A 26335-nucleotide genomic window follows, 5' to 3' on the forward strand; every position below is an offset into this window, starting at 1 on the left:
GCGTCAGCCCGAGCTGGCCGCCCGCCAGAAGGCCCGGTAGGTGGGGTAGGGCGCCTCGGGGGTCACCCAACCGGCGGCCACCAGCTCGGCGTGGAAGCGGGGCAGGTTGCGCCACGGCACGCCCATGTCGGTGTGGTGCGCCAGGTGCCAGCCGGTGTTGTACGGCACCACCCAGCAGCTGGCCAGCCGGCTCTGGCCGACGTGGTGGGTGGTGCGGCGCCGGTCCTTGGAGCGCTCCATGCCCCCGTGTTCGGCGATGGCCCGCAGCCGGTTGAGCACCCTCCACACGGTCATCCACGGTGCCAACCACAGCACCGGGTAGGCCCACCAGGCGCCGGTCGCCAGGGCGGTCGCCACCCAGATCACCGCCTGGACGGCCAGAATCGTGCCGCCGATGCGGCGGCCCTGGGCGCTGCGCAGCGAGGTGAGCAGCGGCTTGAGGTTTTTCCACCCCGAGCTGCCCAGGGCATCCCGGGTGAGCTTGCGTCGCCAGGACGCCTTGGTGATCGGGTAGCCCGAGTACAGCGCCGTGTCGGGCTCACCGGGGCCAAACTCCTCGCGGTGGTGGGCGAAGTGGCTGCGCCGGTACAGCTCGAACGGCACGAACGCGGGGCTGGCGAGTAGCCAGCGGCCGACGAGGTCGTTGGCCCGTCGATTGCGGAACAGCAGTCGGTGGGCGGCCTCGTGGGCGAGGATCGCCAGCCGGGCGAACGCCGGACCCATCCCCACGAACAACGCGGCGTAGCCGACCGGCTGGCCCCAGCGGAATGCCAGCGCCCAGGCACCAGCGATGGCGGCCCACAGGCCGAGCACGGTGCCGACGTTGCGGTATGAGGCGATGCGCCGCAGGTCGTCGCGCAGGGGTGCCTTGGCCTTGCCCGATGCGGTCAGCACCTCGGTCGGCAGCACGTCGGGCAGCGCGGAGGCGGGTGGAACCAGCGTTTGGCGGGTGGGGTCGTTGATGGGTGCAGCGGTGACGGCCACGGCCGTGATGTTACGCTTCGACGACGCATGACGCCAGCACGTGACACCCTGGAAAGGCCGAGGCCGCTCACCGCCCGCTCGGTGCTGGCGTCGACCCTGCTCGGCGTCACCCCACCGCGACTGTCCACCCGGGTGCTGGTGCGCTCGGGGGAGCTGTTCGGTGTGGGCGAAAGCGCCACCCGCACCGCCCTGTCCCGAATGGTGGCTGCCGGAGAGGTGGCCCCCGACGGCGACGGCTACCGGCTGGCGGGACCACTGGTCGACCGCCGCGCCCGCCAGGACCGGTCGCGTCGGGGCGGCACCGTTGCATGGAAGGGCGCATGGGTGTTGGTCATCGTCGAGTCCGGCCGCCGCTCGCCGGTCGACCGGGCCGCCTTTCGAACCGCCGCGGGCCGGGCGCGGCTGGCCGAGCTGCGCGACGGTGTGTGGTGTCGGCCGGACAACCTGGGCGACTCCCGGTCGCTCGAGGTCGACCCAGTGCTCACCGCCCCGCACCGCTGGTTTCGTGGGGCCATGCCGGTTTGGGAGGAGGATGGGCGTGAGCTGGCGGCCCGCCTGTGGGACCTCGACGGCTGGGCCGCCACCGCCAGCGAGCTGATCACCGGGCTGGACGGCCTGGCCCCTCGCCTCGTGGCCGAGGACCTCGATGCCTTACCCGCTGCGTTCGTCGCCTCCGCCGATGCGCTGCGGCACCTGGGCGGCGACCCGCTGCTGCCGGCCGAGCTGTGCCCGGCGGACTGGCCGGGGGCCGAGCTGCGGGCGGCGCACCGCAGCTTCGACGGCGCATTCGGGGTGACGTGGCGGCGCTGGCATCGTGGCGTCGACGGCGCGGCGCCGGGGCGGTAGTTCGCGTACCGTGTGGACATGCCACTCATCGGAACGTACGTGCCCAGCCCGTGGGAGCCGATCGCCACGCAGGTCGCCCAGTACGAAGCGACCGGTGGGGTCGAGGGAGGCGAGCTGCAAGGCGCGCCGTGCATCATCCTCACCACGGTCGGCAACCGCTCGGGCAACCTGCGCAAGACCCCGCTGATCCGGGTGGAACACGACGGAGCGTACGTCGTGATCGCCTCGATGGGCGGGGCGCCGCAACACCCGGCCTGGTACCACAACCTGGCCGACGGGTCGGCCGTGACCGTTCAGGACGGACCCGACGTGCACGACCTGGTCGCCCGGGAGCTCGACGGCGACGACAAGGACACCTGGTGGTCTCGGGCCACCGAGGTGTGGCCCGCATACGACGACTATCAGGCATCGACCGACCGGCGGATCCCGCTGGTGCTGCTGGAGGAGAGCTGATGACGATCAAGGTGATCCAGTGGGCCACCGGCACGGTGGGCGAACACGCGGTGCGGGGCATCGTCGCCCACCCGCAGCTCGAGCTGGCCGGGCTGTGGGTGCACTCCGAGGCCAAGGAGGGCGTCGACGCCGGTGAGCTGGTCGGCATCGACCCCACCGGGGTGATCGCCACCCGGGACGCCGACGAGTTGCTCGCCTCGGACGCCGAGGTGGTCTGCTACACCGCCAACAGCGACCTGCGGCCCGACGGCGTGATCGACGATCTGGAGCGCATGCTGGCCCTGGGCAAGAACGTGGTCAACACCTCGTTCGTGCCGCTGCTGGCCCCGGAGCTCGCCGGCCCCGGCGTGGCCGACCGGCTGCGGGCCGCCGCCGTCGAGGGTGGGGCCACGCTGTACACCTCCGGCATCGACCCCGGCTACGGCAACGTCGGCATCACGGTCGGCGCCCTGGCACTGTGCAGCCGGGTCGACTCGGCGCGCATGACCGAGATCGTCAACTACGCCACCTGGGACAACCCCTTCACCATGTTCGACATCATGGGCTTCGGGCGAAGCTCAGAGTCCGAATCGATCCTGTTGGCCCCGGGTTCGACGGCGCTGGCCTGGGGTCCGGTCGTCTCACTGGTCGCCCGGTCGATCGGGCTGAGACTCGACGACATCGTCGAGCGCCACGAGGTGATCTACGCCGACGAGGACATCGAGATCGCCTCGGGCACCGTGCCGAAGGGCGGCCTGTCCGGCATGCGCTTCGAGGTGATCGGCATGGTCGACGGCGTCGAGCGGATCGTGCTCGAGCACGTCACCCGGCTGCTGGATGAGGACCGACCCGACTGGCCCCAGGGGTCGGGCTACCGCATCGACATCTCAGGCGACCCCAACGCGCACCTCGAGCTGGAGCTGAGCTCGCCCAACGGCGACCACAACTACGCCGGGTGCCTGGCGACCGCCATGCACGTGCTCAACGCCGTGCCGGCGGTCGTCGCTGCCGAGCCGGGGCTGGTGACCATGCTGGACCTGCCGGTGTACTCGGCGGATGCACGATGATCGACGCCGGTATTCAGGTGGGGGTGGTGTACCCCCAGATCGAGTTGGGCGGCGAGGCCGACGCAGTGCGGGCGATCGGCGATGCCATCGAGGCCCAGGGGTACCGCCACCTGGTCGCCTACGACCACGTGCTCGGGGCCGAACAGGCCGACCGGCAGCCGGAGCTGACCGGCCCCTACGACGAGAACGATCCGTTTCACGACCCGTTCGTGTTGTTCGCCTACCTGGCCGGTCGCAGCGACACCCTCGAGTTTGCATCCGGGGTGCTGATCCTGCCCCAGCGCCAGACCGCGCTGGTCGCCAAGCAGGCGGCCGACCTGGCCGTGCTGTCGGGCAACCGGCTTCGCCTCGGCGTCGGTGTGGGCTGGAACTGGGTGGAGTACGAGGCGCTGGGCGAGGACTTCGCCACCCGCGGCCAGCGTGCCAACGAACAGATCGAGCTGTTGCGCCGCTACTGGACCGAGCCGACCGTGAGCTTTGCGGGCCGCTTCGACCGGGTGGCGCGGGCCGGCATCGTGCCCCGGCCGTCCGTGCCGCCGCCGGTGTGGGTCGGCGGGTTCGGAGCGGCGTCGCTGCGCCGGGCGGTGCGCCTCGGTGACGGCTTCATCTTCGGTGGTCCCCGCATCCACGTGGCCGAGCAATGGGCCCGGTTGAAGGAGCTGCTCGCCGAGGCCGGACGACCGCTCGAGGGCTTCGGCGCCGAGTACCTGATCCTGTCGAACAAGGGGCCCGCCGACGTGGCGGCCAAGGTGGGGCAGTGGCGCGATCAGGGTGGCAGCCACGCGGCGATCGTCACGATGGGCCTGGGGCTCGACTCGACCGAGGCCCACGTCGACTATTTTGGCTCGGTGGCCACCGCGCTGAGTTAGCCCAGCCCTCAGCTGATTCCGGCGAGCACCTCGGTGGGCACGCTCTCGAACTGGGGTCCCTCGGAGCGGTCCCGCTTGGTCTCCCAGAAGCCGAGGGTTTGGGCCAGCGTGACGAACGCGTCCCAGGCTGCCACCGCCCCGTCGCCGGTCGGCACCCGCGAGATCACCGGGCCGAACAGCCCGACACGTTGCCCGTCGGTGCCGTCGAGGGCCATCAGCGGCGTGCCGACGTTCCCGCCGGTCAGGGCCAGGCCCTCGTCCATTGCCGCCTGGATCACCTGATCGAAGCGGTCGTCGTCCTGGGCCCCGGCCAGCTTCGGGTCCAAACCCAGCGCCTCGAGGTCGTCGGCGACGTGAAAGTCGTGGTCGTCCTCGTGATGGATGTGGGTGCCGAAGCGGGTGTACAGCTCGCCGATGCGGTCCTCGTGGCCGGCCTCGCGCACCGCTTCGACGACGCGCAGCAGGTTGCGGCTCCACAGGGTGGACTCATAAAACTCATCGTCGGGTTCGGGGGCGTTCTTGAGGAACAGGCTGATCGGGCGCCACGTGACGTCCAGGTCCCGCTCGGCGGCCACGGTGGCGACCCACCGCGAGGTCAGCCAGCACCACGGGCAGATGGGGTCAAACCAATAGTCGATCTTCACGCGGCGCTCTCCTCGGGGAGTTTCGGAGGCCCTAGTCTGGCGCGTTTTCGGGAGTGCTCCCCAGCGTGTCGATCCAGGCATCGAAGAAGCGGTGGGACGATGCGTCGAGGTCGGCCTCTGACTCGCGCAACTCGTCGGTGAAGTGCTCGAGCGTCACGTCGGCCCGTTCGAGTACCGGCGCGACGAGCGACTGGGCCCATGCGACGGCGGTGTTCGCGTCGGTCTCGGGATGGAACTGCACGCCGAGGGCGGAACCGATGCGGAAGGCCTGGATGTAGTCGTCCGAGCTGGCGAGGAGGGTGGCATCCGGTGGCAACTCGAAGGTGTCGCCGTGGACGGCGAACACCGCGTCCCCGGCGTGGGGCATCACCGCGTCCCGCCGTCCGGCCTCGGTCGGGTGCAGCCGGTACACGCCGGCCTCCACCCGGCGTTCGGAGCGGAAGGCACGACCCCCGGTGGCGTCGGCGAGCAGCTGGGCCCCCAGGCAGATACCCAGCATCGGCACGTCGTCGCTGGCCACCTGGGCGATCCAGGCCTTCTCGTCGACGAGCCAGGGATGCCCGTCGACCTCGTAGGCGCCCATCGATCCGCCGAGCACGATCACACCGTCGATACCGGCGGTCGGCGGCAACGCGTCGCCGCCGGCAGGCCGGACCATCGTGACCTGGTGGGCGGCCAGGTGCGGCGCCAGCCGCCCGACCGACGCGTCGGGTTCGTGCTCGATCACGAACAGGTTCAACTGAGGAAGGCCTTGTTCACTGGACATAGGCTTTGGTCTGAGCGGTGACCAGGGCCTGAATGTCGCCCATCACCAGGCTGAGGTCGAGCAGGTGAAGGCCCCACTCGGGGCTGAGATCGCCGCCGATGTCGTCGGCCCGAGGGTCGGCGGGGTCTCCGTTGACCGTGACCTCGAGCCAGTCGGTGCGATCGTCGCCGGTGCACTCACCCGAGGTGAGGCCGGGAAGGGTGACGTAGGGGGTGTCGACCACCGCTACCTCGGGGTCGACCCAGGAGTTCTCGACGGTCGGATCAGGCGGCGCTCCGTCGCTGCCCGCCAGGATCGTGCCACCCCGGTTGGCGGGGAAGAACCCGCTGAGTTCCGCCGACCCGCTCGACAGCCCGGCGGACAAGGCGGCCGGGTTGATGCACGCCGCCCTCATGGCGTCCTCGGCAGTACGCCCGAAGATGGCGTTGTCCGGCGGGGGAGCGGTCGAGCGGTAGCTGGCCCAGCTGAGGAAGCAGCCGGTGTCCTCAGGCGAGGAACACGGCGCCACGTTGTCGAAGTCGCCACCGACGTCCTGGCCCTCGGGCACGTTGACTGCGGCGCCGGGCAGGTAGGCGGACACCAGGCGTTCCCGGACGTCGTCGTTGGGGTCGATCTCCTCGGCGATCAGGCGCTTGAGCAGGCTGGAGCCTTGCGAGTGGCCGATCAACACCACGCCGCGGCCGTCGTTGGCCTCCGCCATGTAGCTCTTCCAGGCGTCGAGCACGTCACCGTAGGCGGTGTCGCGAGCCTCTGGCGTCGCCGCACCGCCGATTCCGGCCAGCGTGACCTGCTGGTATACCGGGGCGAACACCCGGCACTGCTCGCCCAACCGGGCCACCTGGTTGCGGGCGGCGTAGCCCTCCTGGTCGGGTGAGGCGTCGAGGTCGCTGTTGAGGCCAGCGTCCCGGCTGATCGTCGGGTAGACGTAGAAGCAGTCGATCGGTGCGTCGGGGTCCGCCGTCCACGGCAGCTCTCGGGTGGACCCGTCCGCCTTGACCTCGGTGGCGTCCAGGTCGTCGTCGCACAGGTCATCCGCATCGGGATGGCACAACCAGTTGTCGGTACCCGCGTACTGCTCCGGGGTGTAGTCGGCGTAGCGCTCGAGGGCAGCCGGGGTGGTCGTGTCCGCAGGCCCGGAGCGGTCGGGGGTGCTCGTCTCGGATGACTCGTCACTGCATCCGACGGCGACAAGCGCAACGACGGCCAGCCCGCAGGCAAGCCGCTTCGGCAGTGACGTGGCGCTCGTGCGGGGGAACATGGTGGCGATCGTAGGGCGCTCGTCGTTACCAGGTGACCTCGGATGGGACCGGGTCGCCGTCGGCCTCGACGAGCAGCGTGCCGTGGGAGATGTCGCAGTGACGCTCAAAGAGCTCCTGGGCGCGCTCCAGCACTGCGTGCCGATCGGTGTCCCGGGTGACGCCCAGCCGGGCGGATGCGGCATCGAGGTCGGCGCTGAGGGTCCAGACGTCAAGGTCGAGCACGTCGAGTACCCCGTCGATGCGGCGGAGCGCCGCCTCCAGACCGACGAGGTCCAGGTCGGGCGGGGCGGCCTGGCGGAGGATGCGCACGCCCTGGCGGCCAAGGCGAAATCCCCTCGGCAACAACCACAAGGCCAGGCCGATGCCGATGATCGGGTCGACCCAGCTCCAGCCGGTGACCTCGAGCACGACCGCGGCGACGATGACCCCGACCGAACCGATCGTGTCGGCGAGCACCTCCAGGTAGGCGCTACTCAGCCGGAGCGACCCCTGGGTGGGATCCCGCAGCAGGTAGAACGCGACGATGTTGACCGTCAGGCCCACCAGGGCGACGATCAGCATCGGCAGGCCGCGCACCGTCGCTTCGCCGGTCAGCTCGATGACCGCCCGCGCGACGACGTACATCGCCATCGCCAGCAGCAGCGCCGACGCGATGACCCCGATCAGGATGCGGAGGCGATAGGGCCTGGAGGCCTTCGTGCTGGGGAGGTGGCGCACGATCGCTCTCAGGTCCCGCCGGGAGGCGAGCTGGATGGCGGCCAGCGACATGCCCATGCCGACGACGTCGGCGAGCATGTGCCCCGAGTCGGCCAGCAGGGCACTCGACCCGGTCAGCACGCCGGCGACCAGTTCGACGACGAAGAAGACCGCGATCAGCCAGAAGGCGATCATCAGCCGCTTGCGCTGGCGGAGGGCGGCAGGATCGAGCTCCGATGGCGTCATCGGGCGGGGGCCAGCGCCCCGACGACGTTGGCCATCAGCTCACCACAGCGTGGGTCGACCGTGGCGGGCACCAGGATGACCTCGTCGACCACACCGGTGTCGGCCAGGCCGAGCAACGCGTCGGTCAACGCTGAGGGGTCATCGAGGGTGGCGGTGGCGGCGGTGTCGGCGGCGAAGCGCCGCCCGAAGATCGCCAGGTAGTTCTCGGTGAAGCTGCGCAGCGTCGGGGTGGACCCTTCCCCGAGGGCGACGAAGCAGGCCACCTTCAGATGGGGTCGGCCCTTCCGTCCGGCGTCGGCCCAAGCGTCGGCGGCACGCCCGGCCGCCGCGGTCACCTCGGTCGCATCCAGGCTGAGGTCGAACCAGCTGATGCCGTCGGCCCAGCGCGCCGCCCGCGCGGTGGCCTTGGGCCCCATCGCTCCCGAGTACAACGGCGGGCCGCCCGGCTGCACCGGCGGAGGGCCGAGCGGCGGAGCGCCGTCGAGCACCGAGTCGCCGGCCCACCAGCGCCGTAGCTCGGCCACCTGGTCGTCGAGGCGCTGGTGGCGGTACGACCAGTCCACACCGAGCGCCTCGAAGTCCTGGGGGCGCCCACCGACGCCGAGGCCCAGCTCGACGCGTCCGTCGGTGATCACGTCCAGGGTTGCCACCTGCTTGGCCAGCAATGCGGTGTGATGCCAGGGGCCGACCGCCAGGTTCAACAGCACGCGCACCCGGTCGCAGCGGCCGGCCGCGGCGCCCATCGTCGTCAGCATCTCGGTGTTGTGGAAGGTGATCCGTTCGCCGCAGCTGATCGAGGAGAATGGCCCGTCGTCGATCAGATCGCACCAGTCGACCAGCGTCGACCGGGACCAGCCTCGCGCCATCGTCGGGAGGGCCGCACCCACATCGAGGGGAACCGCCGGGGCGTCGCTGCGTTGCGTCATGGCCCGAGCGTAGGTTGATCCCATGACCGAGGGTGCCGCCACAGGTAACGAGTTCACAGATGAGGGTGGCGATCCGGCGTGTTGGGCACACCTGTTCGCCGACGACGAGGAGCTCGAGGGGGCCTCAGACCGGGGTGAGCGCGATCGCCCGGCGCACGAGCCAGCCGGTCAGGTCGTCGATGGCGGGGTCGAGTGAGTCGAGCTCGTCGACGCTGACCCAGGCGAGCGCATCGCTCTCCTCGTTGCCCACCTCGACGGCGCCGGGCGGTGCGACGACGAGAAACCGCAGGTCGAGATGATCGTGGGCGGGCTCGTTGCGGCGGCCCGAGACCGTATGGGCGTCGACGTCGATCGCCGGTGCGTACAGGGTGAGCCCCTCGATGCCGCACTCTTCGGTGGCCTCCCGCAGGGCGACGCCGGCCAGGTCGCAGTCGCCATCGGCGTGACCGCCCATCTGCAGCCAGCGGCCGACCTTGGCGTGGAGCATCAGCAGCGCCCGGGTGCCGGTGGCGTCGACGATAACCGCAGAACCGGTCAGATGGCCCGGCGCGCAGCTGCGGTGGGCGGCGTCCGGGTGATCGTCGAGAAACGCCAGGATGCGGTCGCGGTCGTCGGTCGCCCCCTTGCGTCCGACCAGCGTTGCCCGCAGCTGTGCCCGGGTGACGTCGAGGTCCGACGACCCCGAAGGTGCCGGGCTCACGGAAGCGAGAAATTCGTTCATCGTCTCGTTATCCTGCCCGAGTGACCCCCTCAGATGCCCAAGCTGGGCCCGACGAGCGCCCGGCCACAGGGTCGATGGCGCGGCTGGCGGAGCTGGCCGGGGAACCGCTGGCGTGGGTGGGGTTGATCGTGGCGACGTTTGGGGTGATCGCTCGCGCCTGGGTGATCTCCGGTCCGATGGGCACCCCCGACCTGGACGCGGCCACCGTCGGGATCCAGGCCCAGCAGTTCCTGGACGGCCATCTCCAGGTGTTCTTCCTCAACCAGCCCTATGGGGGAACGCTCGAGGTGGCGATGGTCGCGGCTGCGTTCGTTGTTGGTGGCGTCAACGTCGCCATGATGAAGCTGGTGCCGTTGGCGCTACACGCGGTGGCGGTGGTGCTGACGTGGCGTATCGCCCGTCGGGTCACCGACGACCGGCTGGCACGGTTCCTGGCGCCATGTCTGCTGTGGATCTTCCCGGCGGGCATGGTGTGGAACTCGACCAAGCAGCGCGGCTTCTACGGCATCGCCATCGTGCTGGCGGCGCTGACGCTGCTCTTCGCCCTTCGGGTGGTTCAGGAGGGCACCGCGACGGCCGACCTGGTGGTGTTGGGGCTGGTCGCCGGTCTCGGCTGGTGGACGACGCCGCTGCTGGCGCCGATCGCCCTCGCCTCGGGTGGTTGGGCGCTGATCGAGAGCCCAGATGCTCGGCGGAGGGTGGCGTGGCTGGTCATCCCGGCGGCGCTGGGGGCGGCGCCCTGGTTGGGTTGGAACGCGGTCAACGGCTGGGAATCGCTGAGCGGGGGGCGGGCGGAGGGGTGGGACTGGCTCGAGGGGGCCTCGGGCTGGCTGCGCAGCCTCGGCATGCTGACCGGAACCGCCACGCCGTGGGACCTGAGCCGAAACCTGGTCCCGTGGTGGCTGGCAGCGCTGATTCTCGGGCTCGTCGTCGTCATCGCCTGGCTCCGAACGCGCGAGGCGGTCGGTTGGTTGCTGCCCGGCATTGTCGTGATCGTCGGGGTGACCGCCCCGCTCAACCTGGTCTTGGCGCTCAGCCCCGGCGCTCCTCGGTACCTGTACCCGCTGATGCCCGTCGTCGCGGTCATCCTGGCGGTGCTCGTGCCCGACCGGTCGCCGAGCCGGGCCGCCTGGGCCGCCGCCGGGGTGCTCACCATGGCGGCCGCGCTGACCGCATGGGGGCTGGTCGGCATGGACGAGCTGGCCAACGAACCAACGCCCAACTTCTTCATTGCCTCGCCGGGCATCGACCGTGTGGTGCACTACCTCGAGCGTCGCGGCATCGATGTGGTCACCACCGATTCCGCCGGAATGCAGATCACCTTTCTGTCCGGAGGCGAGATCGTGGCGTCGTCGTTCGGGTCTCCTCGGGTGGAGGACTTCGAGCGGCTGGCCGCCGCCGTGCCCGAAACCACCTTCGTGCTGGCCGGCGGCCCGCCCGACAACCCCAAGCGTCTCCGCACCTGGGCCGACTCCTCGGGCGCCACAGTGACCGACGAGGCCCACATCGGTCAGTACTGGGTGATCAGCTTCGATCAGCGGGTGACGGCCAATCAGGCGGACCTGCAGGTGTTCGGTGGCGTCGCTCCCCCCGCGTCCGGGGAGTAGACCTGAAGGAGGACAACGAGCGAACTCGTGGGGGGATTGATGCAAATCGGAATGATCGGCCTCGGCCGAATGGGCGCAGCGATGGTGCACCGCCTGATGGGGGCCGGTCACGACTGCGTGGTCTACGATCCGAACCCCGAACCGGTGGCGGGGCTGGCTACCGACGGCGCCACCCCGGCGGCATCGCTGTCGGAGTTTGCCGCGGCGCTGACGCCGCGCCGCGTGGTGTGGGTGATGGTTCCCGCTGCGGTGGTCGGCGCCGTCGTCGATGAGTTGTCGCCGCTGCTCGAGCGGGGCGACATCGTGATCGACGGCGGCAACAGCTACTACCGCGACGACATGGCCCGGGCGGCGCGGCTGGCGGAGTCGGGCATTGCGTACTTGGACGCTGGCACGTCCGGCGGCGTCTTCGGCGCCGATCGGGGCTACTGCCTGATGGTGGGCGGTGATGACGAAGCGGTCGCCCACGTCGAGCCGGTCCTCGCCGCGCTGGCGCCCGGGATCGATGCCGCCGAGCGCACCCCGGGGCGAACCGGCGAACCGAGCACGGCCGAACAGGGGTACCTCCACTGCGGGCCCTCCGGCGCTGGACACTTCGTCAAGATGGTGCACAACGGCATCGAGTACGGCCTGATGGCCGCCTACGCCGAGGGCTTCAACCTGTTGCACCACGCCAACGTCGGGGCCGAGCAGGTCGACGTCGACGCCGAAACCACCCCGCTGCGGGACCCGGATGCCTACCGATTCGAGCTCGACATTCCCGAGATTGCCGAGCTGTGGCGGCGGGGCAGCGTGATTCCCTCCTGGCTGCTCGACCTGACCGCCGCCTCGCTGGTCGAGGCGCCGACGCTCGACGGCTTCGCCGGCCGGGTGTCCGACTCGGGCGAGGGGCGCTGGACCGTGCTCGCAGCGGTTGAGGCCGGGGTGCCGGCACCGGTGTTGTCGGCTGCGTTGTATGAACGTTTTGCCAGCCGTGGAAACGACGACTTCGCCAACAAGGTCCTGTCGGCGATGCGCTACCAGTTTGGCGGCCACCACGAGAAGCCGGCCGACGGCTCGACCGGCGGGGCGGGAACGTGAGCGCCCGCCCGGCCCCCGGAGGCCTGACCTGCGCCGGCGACGCCGCTCACTCCGACGCCATCATCTTGTTTGGCCCCACCGGCGACCTGGCCCGCAAGAAGGTGTTTCCCGCGCTGTACGACCTGGCGCTCGCCGGCCGGCTGGACGTGCCGATCGTCGGGGTGGCCAGCAGCGACTGGAGCGTCGACGATCTGCGTGACCGGGTGCGCAGCTCGCTCGACGAGGAGGTCGACGGCCAGCTCGACCCGGCCGCCCTCGGGGCGATCGTCGACCGGTTGAGCTATGTGTCGGGCGATTACGGCGACGACGGTATCTTCGACCGGGTGGGCGAGGCGCTCGACGGCGCCGAAGCGCCGCTGGCGTATCTGGCCATCCCTCCGTCGATGTTCGAGACCGTGATCCTGGGCCTGGCCCGCATCGGCGCCAACGACTCCGGCCGGGTGGTGGTCGAGAAGCCGTTCGGTCGCGACCTGGCCAGCGCTCAAGAGCTCAACGCCACGCTGCTCGCCCATTACTCCGACGACCAGGTGTTTCGCATCGACCACTTCCTCGGCAAGGAACCCACCCTGGACCTGCTGGTGTTTCGCATGGCCAATGCCATGTTCCACCCGGCGTGGGACCGTCATCACATCGCCAGCGTGCAGATCACGATGGCCGAGGACTTCGGCATGGAGGGTCGGGGCCGCTTCTACGAGGAGGTGGGCGCTACCCGGGACGTCGTGCAGAACCACCTGCTCCAGGTGCTCGCACTCGTTGCGATGGAGCCGCCGATCGACACGAGCGCCCGCGAACTGGCCGAGGAGAAGCTGAAGGTGATGCGGGCGATGCGAACCGTCGAACCCGCCGATGTTGTGCGGGGCCAGTACGACGGCTATCGGGACACCGACGGCGTGGCCCCCGATTCCGAAGTGGAGACCTACGTGGCGCTGCGGGCCTGGGTGGACTCGTGGCGCTGGGCGGGCGTGCCGTTTTTCATCCGGGCCGGCAAGGCCATGGAAGAGACCGCCACCGAGGTGGTCGTCGAGTTTCAGAACCCGGCCCGCATGTTCTACGCCGACCCGCAGTCGCTGCGCCCCCACTCCAACCACCTGCGGTTCCGTATGAAACCGGGGGAGGGGGTGTCGCTGCTCGTCTCGGTGAAGGGCCCCGGCGAATCGATCGTGTCCCAGCCGGTCGACCTGCGCTACGAGTACGACTCCAACCGCGACGGACCCCACCAGGATGCCTATGCCCGGCTGATCGGCGACGCGCTGCGGGGCGACCAGACCCTGTTCGCCCGGGCGGACGCGGTCGAGGAGGCGTGGCGGGTGGTCGACCCGATGGTGGCCGAGGGCCCGCCGGTGATGCCGTACGCACCGGGGACCTGGGGTCCGGAACTGCACGAGGACCTGCGACCCGATCAGCTGACGGCGATGTTGAACGCCACCCCGGAGGGTGGATGGCACCGGCCGCTGCTGCCCGACGACGCCGGACGGGTGTGACCGTGCAGGTCGAGTACACGTCGCCGGACCAGTTCGCAGCGACGTGCGCGCAGGTGACCGCCCGCCTGATCGCTGTGGCGCAGGCCGAGCGCGGCTGGGCCTCGGTGGCGTTCTCGGGCGGATCGACGGTTGGCCCGGTGTTCGACGAGCTGGTGACGCTGGCCGCCGATCCGCCGTCGCCCGACCTGGTGGTCGACTGGGGCCGGGTGGGGGTGGCCCAGGTGGACGAGCGCGTCGTTGACTTCGATCAGCCCGACCGCAACGGCGCGGTGCTCGTCGAGCGGCTGCTCGACGCCCTGCCCGTGCGCCCGGCGATCGTCGAGCTGTTGCCGGTCGAGCTGGTCGACCCGGGCGGCTGGCTCGACGCCGCCCGAGCCGGGCTGGCCCGGGCCACAGGTGTTGGGTCGAGCTTCGATGTGGTCCAGCTGGGCCTCGGCCCCGACGGCCACACCGCATCGTTGGTGCCCGGCGATCCGGTGCTTGAGGTCAGGTCCGACCCGGTCGCCCTCACCGGGCTCTATCAGGGATATCGGCGCCTGACGATGACCTACCCGGTGCTCGACGCCGCCGGGGCGAGGGTGTGGTGGGTCGAGTCGGCGGCGCCGGGGCAGGCCAAGGCGCAGGCGGCGTCGGCTCTGCTCGCCGGGGACCGCTCGGTGCCGGCCGGTTGGGTCGAACGGGCGGAGACGACCGTCGTGATCGACGCGGGCGACGGGTGAGTGACGGCGCCACCCGGCTGGACGCCTGGGTGTGGGCGGTACGCATGGCAAAAACTCGCAGCGCTGCCAACGAGGCGGTGAAGGCGGGCCGGGTCCGTCTCAACGGTGATGCCGCCAAACCGTCGGCCCGGGTGGTGGTTGGCGACCGGGTGGAGGTGCGGCGCGGCACCTGGCGTCTCGAGGTGGAGGTCCTCGAGCTGCGCTCCAAGCGGGTCGGCGCGCCGCTGGCCGAGGCCAGCTACCGGGTGCTGTCCGAGGACCGACCCGAGCGGGCGGGTCCGGTGGCGGCCTGGGCTCAGCGCGATCGCGGCTCGGGCCGACCAACCAAGCGCGACCGTCGCCAGCTGGAACGGTGGCGACACGAGATCGGTGATGCCTAGCCGTTCATCGCAGGGGGTGCCGTTCAGAACAGCACGGTGGCCAGCCGCAGCCCGACGGCGCCCAGCGCGACGCTGAGGATCAGGTTGGTGAGGGCCACCGTTGCGGCGCCGGCCCAGCGATCGTCCTCGACCAGGCGCACCACCTCGACCGAGACGGTCGAAAAGGTGGTGAGCGCCCCGCACAGGCCGGTGCCCAGGGCGGCGGCGGGGAGCGGGCCCAGCGAACCGTCGCGGGTCGCTCCGACGATCAGGCCGAGGATGAACCCGCCGGCCAGGTTGACCACCAACGTGCCCAGCGGCCAGGCGTGGGACTCGTGGTCGCCGAAAGCCCACCACTGCATCCACCGGTCGGTCAGGAAGCGCATCGGCGCGCCCAGCGCCCCGCCGATCCCAACCATTAACCAAACCATGGCTGGGATCCTACGGGTGGGGGCGGTTCACCGGGTGGGACGGACGGCCCGCCGGTACCCTGGCCGGCGATGCCCGCTGATGTCTCAGCCGGAAACGGCGAACGCGGCCCGTCGGTCGACCCCGACCTGCTCGAGCGCCCGGGACACGGCCCGCGCGGGGAGGTCTGGCCCGGATTCGACGTTCTGCTGGCCGTCTCGGTCGGTGGGGCGCTCGGGGCCCTCGCCCGCTTCGGGTTGGCCAGGTTGGTGCCGCCGGACGATCTTGGCGTCCCTTGGGCGACGTTGATCGCCAACGTTGCCGGCAGCCTGCTGCTCGGACTGTTGACCGCTGTGGCGATCGACCGGTTCCGCAGCCACCGGTACCTTCGCCCGTTGCTGGGGGTCGGGTTGCTCGGCAGCTTCACTACGTATTCGACGCTGGCGGTCGAGCTCGACACCCGGCTGGGGCAGGGGCGCGTCGGCCCAGCGGTGGCCTATGGCCTCGCCACCATGGTGGCGGGCATCGCTGCGGCGGCGGCTGGGCTGTGGCTCGGGCGGGGGCTGGGTCGCCGGCCCTAGACCGAGAGCAGCGTGCGAAGCCCTTCGCCGGCCTTCATCGCCTCTGCGGCCCGGTCGAGCTCGGCCAGCGGCCGACGGTCGGTGATCAGTGACTCCAGGTCGAGGCGGCCCGATCGGTACAGCTCGAAGATGATCGGGATGTCGCGCAGCGAGTTGACGCCGCCGAGCAGGCAGCCCATCAGGCGCTTGCCCGAGATGGCGAAAAACGTCGGCGACAGCTCGATCGTCTCCTCGATCGGGCCGGCCCCGACCAGCACCGTGGTGCCACCGTTGCGGGTGGCAGCCAGCGCTGTTTCGACCACCCGGGCCGAGCCGACTGCCTCGAAGGCGCAGTCGACGCCGATCCCGGCTGTGACCGCCTGCACACGGGCGATCACGTCCTCGCTGCTCGGATCGACAAAGTCGGTGGCGCCAAAGTCGGAGGCGAGGTCCAGGCGGTGGCGTTGCGGGTCGGACACCACGATCCGGTTGGCCCCGGTGATGCGGGCCCCGGCGACGATCGACATGCCGATGCCGCCCAGGCCGAGCACCGCGACCGTGTCGCCCGGACGCACACGAGCGGTGTTGAACACCGCACCCAACCCGGTCTGCACCGCGCAGCCGACCACGCTGGCCACATCGAGCGGAACGTCGTCGGGCACCCGGACCACCCCGGTCTCGGTGGTGAGAACACGCTCGGCGAAGCCGCCCACGCCGAGGCCGCGGTAGACGCTCTGGCCACCCCTCGACAGGCCGGTCGAGCCGTCGGGGAGGGCGTTGGTGAGCAACGACGCCGAGTTGACGCAATGGCTGGCCTGGTCGCGCACGCAGTGGTAGCAGCGCCCGCACGGCGGGATCGGGGTGACGACGACCGGGTCGCCCACGGCGATGCCGGTGACGTCGGCGCCCAGCTCGGCGATCCGGCCGCCCACCTCGTGGCCGAGCACGATCGGCATCGGGGCGGGGTGGCTGCCCTCGAGCATCGACAGGTCGCTGTGACACAGCCCGCACCACTCGACCTCGACCGTGACCTGCCCCGGGCCGGGTCCGGCGACCTCCAAGTCGTCGATCATGGTCACCGGCCCCCCGGCGATCTCCAACAGCGCTGCTCTCATCGGTGCCCCATGGGCGCAGTGTGCCACGGGGCGGGGTGGTGCCGGCGAAGTGGCACTCAGAAGTCGGCGCGGAACACCACGTAGGGCTCGGGCCCGTCGAGCGTCGAGGCCGCGGTGTCCAGTCGGTAGCCCGCCGGGTGACGGAACCTGACCAGCGCCTCCGGCTCGACGAGGCGGTTGGTGACCAGGTGTCGCACCAGGGCACCCTTCAAGAGCTTGTTCCAGTGCGACACGGTGGCGCCCTCGACGTTGACGAAACGCACGGTGATACGCAGGTGGGTGTCGACGGCGGTGGGGTCCCACGCGGCCGAGTGCTCCTGGGGGAGCAGGTCCCACACGATGGCGCCCTTGAGATGATCGGCGAGCACCGGCGTGAGGTGCGGCTTCCACCACGAGGCCAGGCGGCCCATCGGCTCCAGGCGATCGCCGGGGCCGAGGCGATGGTCGGGCATTGGGTCGCTCAGGCCGGATGCGCCCAGCAGACCGTTGAAGATCAGCACCGAGGAGCGGGCCCGACGCCGAGCGGCGGCGTTGAGCGAGGGGTAATCGAGCTCCCGATACAGCACGCCGTCGAAGCGCTCGATGCTTCGCTTGGTCGGAGCGTCTCCCAGGTCGGCGGCCGACACCACCTGGGCGCGGAACTCGTCGAGGGCGGGCAGGCTGGAAGCCCCAGGTGACCACGGTGCCCCCGATCCGCCGTGGCGGGTGCCACGGCTGTGGGGGAGGAGGATCGAGAGCTTGCGCATGCACTCTGGGTTAGGCCCCAGCGGGTCGGCCGGGCAAGTCCGATGCCGGCCGGGCGGCTATGGCCGGCCGAAGGCGTCACGCAGCGACACCTTGTCCACCTTGCCCATCGCGTTGCGGGGCAGGGCATCGGTCCAGTGCAGGCGGCGGGGGATCTTGTAGGCAGACAGCTCGGAGCGCGCCGCCTCGACCAGCTCGTCGCCGAGGGCGTCGAGCGGACGATGAGCCGCCGATGGCACGACGATTGCGGCGACCACCTGCCCCCACTCGTCGTCGGGGAGGCCGATCACCGCCACCTCCACCACCGACGGGTGGCGTTCGAGCACCGCCTCCACCTCGGCCGGGTACACGTTGAGCCCACCGGAGATGATCAGGTCCAACGAGCGGCCGACCAGGAAGAGGTAACCGTCGTCGTCCCAGCGCCCCAGATCGCCGGTGCGAAACCAGGCGGCTTCGCCGGGGTGGGTGGGCGCGGTGCGGTCGCTCGGGTCCGGCGGACGCCCCCAGTACCCGTCGAACACGCTCGGGCCGCGCACTTCGACCATCCCCACGACCGAGTCGGGGTCTGGCTTGGCCGGGTCGGCCGGCCCGAGCCGCACCTCGACGCCGGGCAGCGCTTTCCCCACCGAGCCGGGCCTGCGCGGCCCGTCAAGCGGGTTGGAGGTGAGCATCAGCGTCTCGGTCATCCCGTATCGCTCGACGACCTCGATGCCGGTCCGCTCGGCGATGCGGTCGAAGGTCACGGTCGGGAGGGGGGCCGACCCGGAGGTGAACAACCGAATCGAGGTGCTCGCGCCCCGATCGAAGCCGGGCTCGTCGAGTAGCCGCACGTAGTGGGTGGGCACGCCCATGAACGCGGAGGCGCCGGGGAGCAGGTCCGCCACGATCGCAGCGTCGAAGCGGTCGACCCATCTCAGGGTTGCCCCCGAGGCCAGCGCACACCCCAGGGCGACGAACAATCCGTGGGCGTGGTTGGTGGGCAGCGAGTGGACGAGGGTGTCGTGTTCGCTGAAGCCCCAGGCTTCGACCAGCGCCGTCGTGTTGGCGCCGAGCGCAGCGCCGGTGATGGGGACGCCCTTGGGTCGGCCGGTCGTGCCCGAGGTGTACAGCATGGCGCAGGGTCGGTCGCCGTCGAGCTCGTCGAGGCCGACGGCCGGGGGATGGTGCTCGTCGGCGCAGGGCCCGCTGCCGACGAGGTCGTCGACGGCCCCGACTCCGTCGATCACCAGGGTCGGCGAGGCGTCCTCCAACACGTAGTTCACCTCGGAGGGAGTGGCCTGAGGTGCGACCGGCACCCACACCGCACCCAGGCGCAGCGCCGCCAGGTAGGCGATGAGCGATCCGATGGACTTCGGGGTCCTCACAACCAAGCGTTGCCCGGGCGCGGCACCGGCGCGGCGCAAAGACTCGGCCGCCGAGCCGGCCCAGGCCCACGCCTGGGCATAACTCAGTTCGGTCATGCGGTCGTGTGCCTCGATCAGCGGGCGATCACCGAATCGATCGACCGTATTCGCCACCAACTCGACGAAGTGGGGAGCGGAGGGTGGCGAGATGTCGACTTGGGTCGATGGGTCGATGACGGCCTCGTTCGGGTCCGGTCGGTTCGGTTCCGGGTGTTAGGTGGTCGCAACCTAGCGGCCCACCCGACGGGCGGGTCATGGCGGCGAGGGCTTCGGCGGCCCGACGGGGCCGCAACCGGCGCTCCCCGGCGATCGCCCGAGCGGCCTAGCCTGACCGGCCATGGCCCTCGAGACCGAACCGGTTCCCCAACGTTCCGATGCCGCCACGAGGCGTTCTCCGGGCAGCGCGCTGGCGCTGACCGCCTTGGCCGATGTCGCCGTGATCCTGGCGTTCGTCCTCATGGGCAGAAACAGCCACGAGGAGGGGCTCTCGCCGGCGTCGGTGCTGGGTGTCGCTGCGCCATTTCTGATCGCAGCCGCCCTGTCATGGGCAGCGCTCGTGCTGCGGCACCGCTCGACCGGCGGTGAGGCCGCAACTGCAGCCCTCCCATCGCTGCGCTTGGTGTGGCCCGATGGCGTGACGGTGTGGCTGGGCACGGCGGTGCTCGGCCTGGTGTTGCGCGGGTTGGTGTTCGGCGATGGGACGGCGGCCAGCTTCGTGATCGTGACCGGCGCCGTGCTCGGGGTGGGTCTGGTCGGCTGGCGAGTCGCAGTTGGCGTTCGCTCGAACCGCGCCGGCAGCTGAACCCGTCGAAGTGCGCCGCAGCCCGTCGCAGCGTGAGGTTGCCCCGGCGGCTCGGTGCGAACTCACCTAGTGTCTACCGGTGTCCCACGACTCGACCGGCTCGCTTGAAGCGTTCTTTTCGATGGTCGCTGCACAGGTCGCCAACCCCGAACGGCTGGCGGCGGTCGGCGCCACCGGTCTGGCGAGCAACACCGATGATCCCGCCTTCGATCGAATCGCCAAGCTCGCTTCTCGGCTTCTCAATGCCCCATTTGGGTTCGTCACGCTTGTCGATAGGCATCATTCCAACTGGCTGGCCTGCTTCGGGATGCCGAGCGACGATCGGTCGGAGCGCCACACCAGGGTGGAAGAGTCGTTCTGTCAGTACGTCGTCGGGCTGGGCGACGTTCTGCTGATCGACGACGCTCGAAGCGACGCGCGAACGCGTCACAACCCTTCGATCGAGTCGATGGGGGTGGTCGCGTGGGCGGGGGCGCCGCTGCGCTCGACCGAAGGTGATGTGCTCGGCACCGTGTGCGTGGTCGACACCGAAGCTCGCAGCTGGACGGCCGACGACGCAGCGCTGCTGATCGAGCTGTCAGCCCTCGCCGGGGAGTTGGTGGAGCGTGACCGGCAGGGGGTCCTCGACCATCGCTCCCGGTCGATCCTCGAGGCGATGATGGCCCGTTCTCCCGGCGGGTTTGGGTTCCTCGACACCGAGCTGCGGTTTCGGTTGGTTAACGAGGCGCTCGCAAAGATCAACGACACCGCCGCCGCCGATCACCTGGGGCGCAGCCTGGCCGAGATCGTTCCGGAGATGGCAGAACAGCTCGACCCGCTGATTCGCAGCGTTCTGAGCACCGGCGAACCGATCGCCGACGTCGAGGTCGCCGCCCGGCCGTCGGCATCGCCGAACGACGAGCTGGTGTGCTCGGTCGCCTACTTCCGGATCGACGATGGCGACGAGCCGCTCGGGATCGGCGCCCTGGTCGCCGACGTGACCGAACGGGCCCACGATCGGCGGCGCCTGGAACAGTTGGCGAAGCTCACGCGGCGGATGAGCTCTGCGGAGACGGTCGACCAGGTGGCCACGGCGATCGTTCATGATGGCCCACCGGTCGTCGGCGCCGACCGAATGGTGGTGGGCCAGGCCGACTCCCAGACCGGGGAGTTTTCGAGCTGCTCGCCGCCGAGGATCCGACGAAGATCAGCTCGTTCCAGCCGGTGCGAGGCGACCGACCGCTGTTCGACCGCGTGCTTGCCACGGGCGAAACCGTGCTGGTCGGAAGCCGGGCCCAGCGGCTGATCGAGTACCCGAGCGACGTGGAAATCGCCGATGCCGTGGGTGTGGTCGCCACCGCCACCGTTCCGTTGCGGCGACCGGACCATTCGATCTTCGGGCTGCTGACCGCCGGCTGGAACTACGAGGTGGCCCGGGACGACTTTCCGGTGGCCCAGCTCGAGGTGATCGCCGCCCTGTGCGCGCAGACGCTGGGCCGCGCCCGCGCTGGCGTCGACCGGCGTGCGCTGGTCTCGTCGCTACAGACCGCACTGCTCAGCCCGCCCCCGCTGGTGAAGGACATCGAGGTGGCGGTGCGCTACGTCCCAGCGATCGACTCGTTGGGCTTCGGCGGCGATTGGTTCGATGTCGTGCCGATCGATTCCCAGCGCACAGCGCTGATCGTCGGCGACGTCGTCGGGCACAACGCCGGTGCCGCTGCGCGCATGTCGCAGTTGCGCACCGTGATCTCCACGCTGGTCCAGACCGGCACGTCACCAAGCGAGCTGTTCCGCCGTTGTGACGAGGTGCTCGATCTTCGCAACCAGACGACGATGGCGACGGTGGCCGCCGTCATCGTCGACACCGAGGCGAAGACCTTGAGCACGGTGCTGGCGGGGCATCCGCCGCCGCTTCTGATGCCGCGGGACGGCCCGGCCGCCCGCCTGCCCGCCGGCCTGCGTCCGCCGCTCGGAGTCGGGGCCGATCGACGAGACCCGGTCACCGTGCCCTACGAGCCCGGCTCGACGCTGTTGGTCTACACCGATGGGTTGATCGAGTCGCGCGGCGGGGACATCGATGCCGACATCGAGGCGCTGACCGCCCGCTTGGGTCGCGTCGGGCGCGGCACCCCCGAGAACGTTGCCGAAGGGCTGCTTCGCGTCGGCGCCGACCGGGCTTCCGACGGCGACGACATCGCGCTGGTCGTGGCCCGCCTTTAGCGAACCGGGCGACCTCAGCGCGAGATCGCGGCCCGGATGTTGGCCAGCAGGTCGTCCTCGGCATCGTGGTACACCGTGGTGATGCCGGTGGCCCGCTGGTGGGCGGCGGCGATCCAGTCCATCACCCGGTGGCAGTCGTCCTCGGTGCGGACGCGGGTGATCGAACCCAGCTCGGTCGCCGGGTTCTTCGGGTCCATGCACACCGCCAACGGCAGCACATCCTCGCACTCCAACATGATCTTCATCGTGCCCGAGTAGAGCGGCTGAAGGTGCAGGCTGGGCCCCTCGTTGTCCTCGCCACGGAAGCCCTGCCATGCGTTGCGCACGCGGGCGGCGAAGTTGACCGCCAGCGACAGGTCCTGGGAACCGCTGGCCGCCATCGCCAGCAACTGCCCGCCCTTGGCCAGCTGACGCCCGAGGTCGGCGCGCATCAGCACGTTGGAGGCCCGTACCAGATCGGGATCGATCCGGGCCCGTCGACGGGAGTGGGTCTGGGGGAGCGACAGGAAGGTCCGGGCCATGTTGGACACGACCGACACAGCGGGAATGCCGAAGGCGGCGCGGGTGGTCACCATGCGGCTCACCATGATGTTGAAGTGGTCGGCCAGGTCGACCAGATCCAGCTCCTCCTCCAACACGCCATAGGTGCGCCCATCACACATCGCAACGGTCAGGCCGGCGAGCACGACGGCGATGTCGACGATGTCACCGTGGTTGGTGATCAGGGCCACGTTGCGCCCGTCGATCATCAGCCGGTGATGGATGTCGGCGAGCAGGTCCGCCCGCCCGGGATCCGCGAATGGGGCAGCGATCTGGCGGTCGAAGAGCGGGGAGGCGGTCTGGGCGTAGAGCTGGACCGTCTCGATGCCCTGCGGCTCCGGCTCGACGGTGGTGGCCGTTGGATAGTGAAACGGCACGTCCGGGTCGAACTCCAACGGCGACAGCAGTGAGCTGTGGTCCGAACGAGCCAGGCCAGACACGCTGTCGAAGTACTCCTTGGGGTCGGCGGTTTGGAGCAGCGCGCTGGCCCAACCCTCCGGGTCGTCGGACTCGGCGTCGTGTTCGAGCTGTTCCTCATGGCGCCGCTCACGGGCATCGTCCCAGGCCTCACCGAGCCGTTCCCGGATGGTGGCACCCCGCCGCTCATCGGTGGCCGCGTCGTCGGCTGGGTCGTCGCTCATGTCGTCGATCACCTCGTCGGTCGGGTTCTCGGGGTAGGCGTTGTCCTCGTCGGCGGAGCGCTCGTCCAGGGGCGCTCGCCGAGCGTCGTCCCTCCCGGGATCGAGGGGGGCTGGCCCCGCCGCCACGCTGGATGGGGTGGGGTCGTCGCCGGGGGATCCGGCCTGCGCTGAGGTCCGGTCGGGGGCGTGGTCACCGTTGCGGTTCGGGCCGCCGGCGACGTCGTGTGGTGAGGTCATCGGCGTTCTGACCCGCCCGAGTGCGCCGAGGTCACATTTGGTCCGAGCAGAGCGGCGCACACCCAGCGTCGGGTGTCGGCCGGGTCGATCACGTCATCGATCTCGAACTGGGCGGCCACGTTGGTGGCCCGCCCGTGGTCATAGGCCGCCGCGACCAGGTCGTCGAAGAGTGCCTGGCGTTTGGTCGGATCGGCCTCGGCCTCCAGCTCGGCCCGAAACCCCAGCCGGACCGCCCCCTCGAGTCCCATGCCGCCCAGCTCACCGGTGGGCCAGGCGACGACGAACTCCGGCGCCTTGAAGCTGCCAGCGGCCATCGCCTGGGCGCCCAGCCCGTAGGCCTTGCGCAGGATGACGGTGCCGCAGGGCACCGACAGGTTGGCGCCGACGACGAACAGCCGGCTCATGTGGCGCACGGCGGCCGCCGATTCCGACTCGGGGCCGACCATGAAGCCGGGGGTGTCGCAGGCGAAGAGGATCGACAGCCCGTGCGTGTCGCACAGCTGGAGGAATCGGGCGGCCTTCTCGGCACCCTCGGCGTCGATCGCCCCGCCAAGGTGGGCGGGATCGTTGGCGACCAGGCCGATCGGGTGGCCGTCGATGCGGGCGAGCGACGTGATGATGCCGGGGGCGTAGCCGTCGCGCAGCTCCATACGGCTGTCGACATCGACCAGCGCGTCGAGTACGGCCCGCACGTCGTAGACCTTCAGCCGGTCCTCCGGGATGAGGTGGCGCAACAGCCGCTGATCGGCGACGAGGTCGGCGTCCGGCTCGATCGGGCCCTGGAAGTAGCCCAGGTAGCGGCGGGCAGCCGCGACGGCGGCAGCGTCGTCGACCACCCGCACGTCGACGACGCCGTTGGCGTGCTGGGTGTCGATCGGGCCGATGTCCTCCGGGGTGAAGGTGCCCAGGCCGCCGCCCTCGATCATCGCCGGGCCGCCCATGCCGATGTTGGCGTCCTCGGTGGCGATCACCACGTCGCAGCAGCCCAACAGGGCGGCATTGCCCGCAAAGCAGCGACCCGATGCGATGCCGACGAGCGGCACGGTTCCCGCCAGGCGGCCGAACAGGTGGAACGCCATCGTGTCCAGGCCCGACACCGTGGTGGTGTCGGTGTCGCCCGGCCGGCCGCCGCCCCCCTCAGCGAAGAGCACCACCGGCAGGCGCCGCCGCTCGGCCAGCTCGAAGAGCCGATCCTTTTTCCGGTGGTTCTGATACCCCTGGGTGCCGGCCAGCACCATGTAGTCGTAGGACAGCACCACCGCTCGGGCCCGGTCGGCTCCGACCGCCTCGGCTCCGATCGTGGCCAGGCCGCCGACCAGGCCGTCGGCGGGGGTGCGTTCGATCAGGTCGTCGACGCTGCGACGTTGGCGCTGGGCGGCGATCACCAGCGGTCCGTACTCGACGAATGAGCCGTCGTCGACCAGGTCGTTGAGGTTCTCCCGGGCGGTTCGTCGGCCCCTGCCGTGCACCTTGGCGACCGCCTGGGGCCGGGCGTCGTCGAGCCCGACGTCGTGGCGGCGTCGCACTGCGTCGAGGTCGTCGCGCACGAGTTCGAGGTCGATCTCATCGACCGACGCCTGGGCCGCATTCGCCTCGCCCTCACCTTCGCCCGCGCGAAGCGTGGCGATCACGGCGCCGCGCCCGATCTGGAGGTTCGCTGCGGTGGCGACCTCGACGATCACCCCGGCGGCGGGTGCCACCACGTCGTGGTGCATCTTCATCGACTCGATGATGGCGAGCATCGAGCCCGCACCGACCCGGTCCCCGGCGGCGACGGCGAGCTCGACGACCCTGCCCTCGAGGGGCGAGGTGACGGTCAATAGTTCCGCGGCGGCCATCGGCCGAGCCTGCCAGGTTGGGCAAGGCGTTGCCGACGATTAGGCCGGCGGCGGCGGCCTATGGTGGCCAGATGGCCAACGTCACCATCTATCACAACCCCAATTGAGGCTCGTCCAACAATGCCGTGAGCATTGCTGAGGAACTGGGCGTCGACTACGAGCTTGTCAACTACCGCAAGGACCCGCCCGACGAGGCGACCCTGCGTGACCTGATCGCCAAGCTGGAGGACGAGCCCACCGCCCTGGTGCGGCGCGATGCCCTCTTCAAGAAGCTGGAGCTGAGCGACGAGGACGTGGCGACCGAGGATCAAATCGTCGAGACGATCCTGGCCAACAAGATGATCATGCAGCGGCCGGTGGTCGTCGCCGGCGACACCGCCATCATTGGTCGCCCCAAGGAACGCATCCGCGAGCTGCTCGGCGGCTGAGCGGGCGGTTGACCACGTTAGAGCCCAAACGGGGAGTAACCGGCAGGGTGCAACGGCCAGGGCGCCACCTCCTCGAGGAGCGCCGCCGCGCCGAGCGCCAGTCCGTCGTCGTAGCGGGCCGACACCAGCTGCATGCCGATCGGCACGCCGTGGTCGTCGAACCCGGTCGGCACCGACACCGCCGGGTGACCGGTCATGTTCAGGTCGGTGGTGTTGGTGGCGATCGCCAGGTCGTCGGTGCTGCCGGCGCGGGTGGGCAGCGGCCCCTCCGGGCCCCATGACCCGACGTTGGTCACCGGCGACATCAAGATCGTGTCCGGAGCCTCCGGATCGCAGACGACGGCGTCGATTGCTGCGCTGAGCAGCCAGCGGGTGTCGTCGGCGGCCAGGTAGTCGGCCGTGGTCACCGCGGCGCCGAAGCCCAGCATGAGCGCCAGGCTGTCCTCGGCCTCCTCCCAGCGGTTGCGGTGAGGCTCGAGAGCGTGGGCGAGGTCGGCGCTGGCGATCGTGAACCAGGCGAGCGTGGCGTCGGTCGGCACCAGGCCGCTGCGCTGCACCACCTCGACCCCGGCCGCCTCGAACGAGGCACAGGCGGCGTCGAACGCCCGGCGCACGTCGGCATCGACGTCGGCCCGGAAGGTGGGGGTGGCGATGACCCGGCGGGGCCGACGGGGCTGGAGGTCGATCGCCCCCGAGGGGATCGACATCGGGTCCCCGG

General features: G+C 70.5%; 28 protein-coding genes. 14 read left to right on the forward strand and 14 right to left on the reverse strand.

Annotated elements, in window-relative coordinates; translation table 11 throughout:
* Window positions 1-3: 3 nt before the first annotated feature.
* Window positions 4-984, reverse strand: a complete 981-nt coding sequence (locus IPN02_13080; GenBank protein MBK9297735.1) for a fatty acid desaturase — start codon at window positions 982-984, stop codon at window positions 4-6.
* 27 nt (window positions 985-1011) lie between these two features.
* On the opposite strand from IPN02_13080, the gene IPN02_13085 reads away from it, so the two are divergent.
* Genes IPN02_13085 through IPN02_13100 form a run of 4 tightly spaced genes read left to right on the forward strand, consistent with a single transcriptional unit; the run spans window position 1012 to window position 4198 of the window.
* On the forward strand, window positions 1012-1830 hold the full coding sequence (locus IPN02_13085; protein MBK9297736.1) for a PaaX domain-containing protein, C- domain protein: 819 nt from the start codon (window positions 1012-1014) through the stop codon (window positions 1828-1830).
* 18 nt (window positions 1831-1848) lie between these two features.
* Complete coding sequence (locus IPN02_13090; protein MBK9297737.1) at window positions 1849-2283, forward strand: nitroreductase family deazaflavin-dependent oxidoreductase; 435 nt, start codon at window positions 1849-1851, stop codon at window positions 2281-2283.
* Window positions 2284-2288: 5 nt separating this feature from the next.
* Window positions 2289-3329 carry a diacylglycerol kinase gene (locus IPN02_13095; GenBank protein ID MBK9297738.1) on the forward strand — a complete coding sequence of 347 codons (1041 nt, stop codon included), beginning with the start codon at window positions 2289-2291 and terminating at the stop codon, window positions 3327-3329.
* Window positions 3330-3340: 11 nt separating this feature from the next.
* On the forward strand, window positions 3341-4198 hold the full coding sequence (locus IPN02_13100) for a TIGR03619 family F420-dependent LLM class oxidoreductase (GenBank protein ID MBK9297739.1): 858 nt from the start codon (window positions 3341-3343) through the stop codon (window positions 4196-4198).
* Between the two features lie 8 nt (window positions 4199-4206).
* Here IPN02_13100 and IPN02_13105 read toward each other — a convergent pair whose 3' ends face one another.
* The 6 genes from IPN02_13105 to IPN02_13130 all read right to left on the reverse strand — a co-directional run bounded on the left by IPN02_13105 (window position 4207) and on the right by IPN02_13130 (window position 9456).
* Window positions 4207-4842, reverse strand: coding sequence for a DsbA family protein (locus tag IPN02_13105; GenBank protein ID MBK9297740.1), 636 nt, complete (start codon window positions 4840-4842; stop codon window positions 4207-4209).
* A 31-nt stretch (window positions 4843-4873) separates the two neighbouring features.
* Entirely contained in the window at window positions 4874-5608 is a 735-nt protein-coding gene (locus IPN02_13110) for a type 1 glutamine amidotransferase (GenBank protein ID MBK9297741.1), read from the reverse strand.
* Window positions 5598-6866: a DUF3089 domain-containing protein gene (locus IPN02_13115; GenBank protein MBK9297742.1), complete on the reverse strand. Its 1269-nt coding sequence runs from the start codon at window positions 6864-6866 to the stop codon at window positions 5598-5600. The genes IPN02_13110 and IPN02_13115 overlap by 11 nt, the downstream gene beginning before the upstream one ends.
* A gap of 25 nt (window positions 6867-6891) precedes the next feature.
* Complete coding sequence (locus IPN02_13120; protein ID MBK9297743.1) at window positions 6892-7809, reverse strand: cation transporter; 918 nt, start codon at window positions 7807-7809, stop codon at window positions 6892-6894.
* Window positions 7806-8735 (reverse strand): LLM class flavin-dependent oxidoreductase, encoded by a 930-nt coding sequence (locus tag IPN02_13125; GenBank protein ID MBK9297744.1) that lies wholly within the window; start codon window positions 8733-8735, stop codon window positions 7806-7808. The genes IPN02_13120 and IPN02_13125 overlap by 4 nt, the downstream gene beginning before the upstream one ends.
* Before the next feature lie 124 nt (window positions 8736-8859).
* Window positions 8860-9456 carry an NUDIX hydrolase gene (locus IPN02_13130; GenBank protein MBK9297745.1) on the reverse strand — a complete coding sequence of 199 codons (597 nt, stop codon included), beginning with the start codon at window positions 9454-9456 and terminating at the stop codon, window positions 8860-8862.
* Between the two features lie 20 nt (window positions 9457-9476).
* On the opposite strand from IPN02_13130, the gene IPN02_13135 reads away from it, so the two are divergent.
* Genes IPN02_13135 through IPN02_13155 form a run of 5 tightly spaced genes read left to right on the forward strand, consistent with a single transcriptional unit; the run spans window position 9477 to window position 14723 of the window.
* A complete protein-coding gene (locus IPN02_13135; protein ID MBK9297746.1) occupies window positions 9477-11063 on the forward strand; it encodes a hypothetical protein in 1587 nt (528 codons plus the stop codon).
* 39 nt (window positions 11064-11102) lie between these two features.
* On the forward strand, window positions 11103-12143 hold the full coding sequence (gnd, locus tag IPN02_13140; GenBank protein MBK9297747.1) for a decarboxylating 6-phosphogluconate dehydrogenase: 1041 nt from the start codon (window positions 11103-11105) through the stop codon (window positions 12141-12143).
* A 23-nt stretch (window positions 12144-12166) separates the two neighbouring features.
* Window positions 12167-13624 carry a glucose-6-phosphate dehydrogenase gene (gene zwf, locus IPN02_13145; GenBank protein MBK9297748.1) on the forward strand — a complete coding sequence of 486 codons (1458 nt, stop codon included), beginning with the start codon at window positions 12167-12169 and terminating at the stop codon, window positions 13622-13624.
* Window positions 13582-14343: a 6-phosphogluconolactonase gene (locus tag IPN02_13150; GenBank protein ID MBK9297749.1), complete on the forward strand. Its 762-nt coding sequence runs from the start codon at window positions 13582-13584 to the stop codon at window positions 14341-14343. Before zwf ends, IPN02_13150 begins: the two co-directional genes overlap by 43 nt.
* Window positions 14344-14387: 44 nt before the next feature.
* A complete protein-coding gene (locus IPN02_13155; protein MBK9297750.1) occupies window positions 14388-14723 on the forward strand; it encodes an RNA-binding S4 domain-containing protein in 336 nt (111 codons plus the stop codon).
* A 23-nt stretch (window positions 14724-14746) separates the two neighbouring features.
* On the opposite strand, the gene IPN02_13160 is transcribed toward IPN02_13155, so the two are convergent.
* The gene (locus tag IPN02_13160) at window positions 14747-15133 is read right to left on the reverse strand and encodes a CrcB family protein (protein ID MBK9297751.1); all 387 of its coding nucleotides are present in this window, start codon (window positions 15131-15133) and stop codon (window positions 14747-14749) included.
* 69 nt (window positions 15134-15202) lie between these two features.
* On the opposite strand from IPN02_13160, the gene IPN02_13165 reads away from it, so the two are divergent.
* Window positions 15203-15691, forward strand: coding sequence for a CrcB family protein (locus IPN02_13165; protein ID MBK9297752.1), 489 nt, complete (start codon window positions 15203-15205; stop codon window positions 15689-15691).
* On the opposite strand, the gene IPN02_13170 is transcribed toward IPN02_13165, so the two are convergent.
* The 3 genes from IPN02_13170 to IPN02_13180 are packed head-to-tail and all read right to left on the reverse strand — an operon-like array spanning window position 15688 to window position 19046.
* Window positions 15688-16785: a Zn-dependent alcohol dehydrogenase gene (locus tag IPN02_13170; GenBank protein MBK9297753.1), complete on the reverse strand. Its 1098-nt coding sequence runs from the start codon at window positions 16783-16785 to the stop codon at window positions 15688-15690. The genes IPN02_13165 and IPN02_13170 overlap by 4 nt on opposite strands.
* A gap of 56 nt (window positions 16786-16841) precedes the next feature.
* Window positions 16842-17531, reverse strand: a complete 690-nt coding sequence (gene yaaA / locus IPN02_13175) for a peroxide stress protein YaaA (protein ID MBK9297754.1) — start codon at window positions 17529-17531, stop codon at window positions 16842-16844.
* Between the two features lie 57 nt (window positions 17532-17588).
* Window positions 17589-19046: an AMP-binding protein gene (locus IPN02_13180; GenBank protein ID MBK9297755.1), complete on the reverse strand. Its 1458-nt coding sequence runs from the start codon at window positions 19044-19046 to the stop codon at window positions 17589-17591.
* A 223-nt stretch (window positions 19047-19269) separates the two neighbouring features.
* Between IPN02_13180 and IPN02_13185 the strand changes: the two genes are divergently transcribed.
* The 3 genes from IPN02_13185 (at window position 19270) to IPN02_13195 (ending at window position 21933) form a co-directional block, all read left to right on the forward strand.
* Window positions 19270-19734, forward strand: a complete 465-nt coding sequence (locus tag IPN02_13185; protein ID MBK9297756.1) for a DUF3054 domain-containing protein — start codon at window positions 19270-19272, stop codon at window positions 19732-19734.
* A 79-nt stretch (window positions 19735-19813) separates the two neighbouring features.
* Window positions 19814-21019 (forward strand): PAS domain-containing protein, encoded by a 1206-nt coding sequence (locus tag IPN02_13190; GenBank protein ID MBK9297757.1) that lies wholly within the window; start codon window positions 19814-19816, stop codon window positions 21017-21019.
* Window positions 20989-21933: a serine/threonine-protein phosphatase gene (locus tag IPN02_13195; protein MBK9297758.1), complete on the forward strand. Its 945-nt coding sequence runs from the start codon at window positions 20989-20991 to the stop codon at window positions 21931-21933. The genes IPN02_13190 and IPN02_13195 overlap by 31 nt, the downstream gene beginning before the upstream one ends.
* Window positions 21934-21947: 14 nt before the next feature.
* Here the strand turns inward: IPN02_13195 and IPN02_13200 are convergent, their stop codons facing one another.
* A complete protein-coding gene (locus tag IPN02_13200; GenBank protein MBK9297759.1) occupies window positions 21948-23351 on the reverse strand; it encodes a hypothetical protein in 1404 nt (467 codons plus the stop codon).
* Window positions 23348-25189 carry a biotin/lipoyl-binding protein gene (locus IPN02_13205; GenBank protein MBK9297760.1) on the reverse strand — a complete coding sequence of 614 codons (1842 nt, stop codon included), beginning with the start codon at window positions 25187-25189 and terminating at the stop codon, window positions 23348-23350. The genes IPN02_13200 and IPN02_13205 overlap by 4 nt, the downstream gene beginning before the upstream one ends.
* A gap of 71 nt (window positions 25190-25260) precedes the next feature.
* Between IPN02_13205 and IPN02_13210 the strand changes: the two genes are divergently transcribed.
* On the forward strand, window positions 25261-25617 hold the full coding sequence (locus IPN02_13210) for an arsenate reductase (protein MBK9297761.1): 357 nt from the start codon (window positions 25261-25263) through the stop codon (window positions 25615-25617).
* A 17-nt stretch (window positions 25618-25634) separates the two neighbouring features.
* Here the strand turns inward: IPN02_13210 and IPN02_13215 are convergent, their stop codons facing one another.
* Window positions 25635-26324: a hypothetical protein gene (locus IPN02_13215; protein MBK9297762.1), complete on the reverse strand. Its 690-nt coding sequence runs from the start codon at window positions 26322-26324 to the stop codon at window positions 25635-25637.
* Window positions 26325-26335 lie beyond the last annotated feature (11 nt).

The sequence above is a fragment of the Candidatus Microthrix subdominans genome (assembly GCA_016719385.1).
Taxonomy (GTDB): Bacteria; Actinomycetota; Acidimicrobiia; order Acidimicrobiales; family Microtrichaceae; genus Microthrix; species Microthrix subdominans.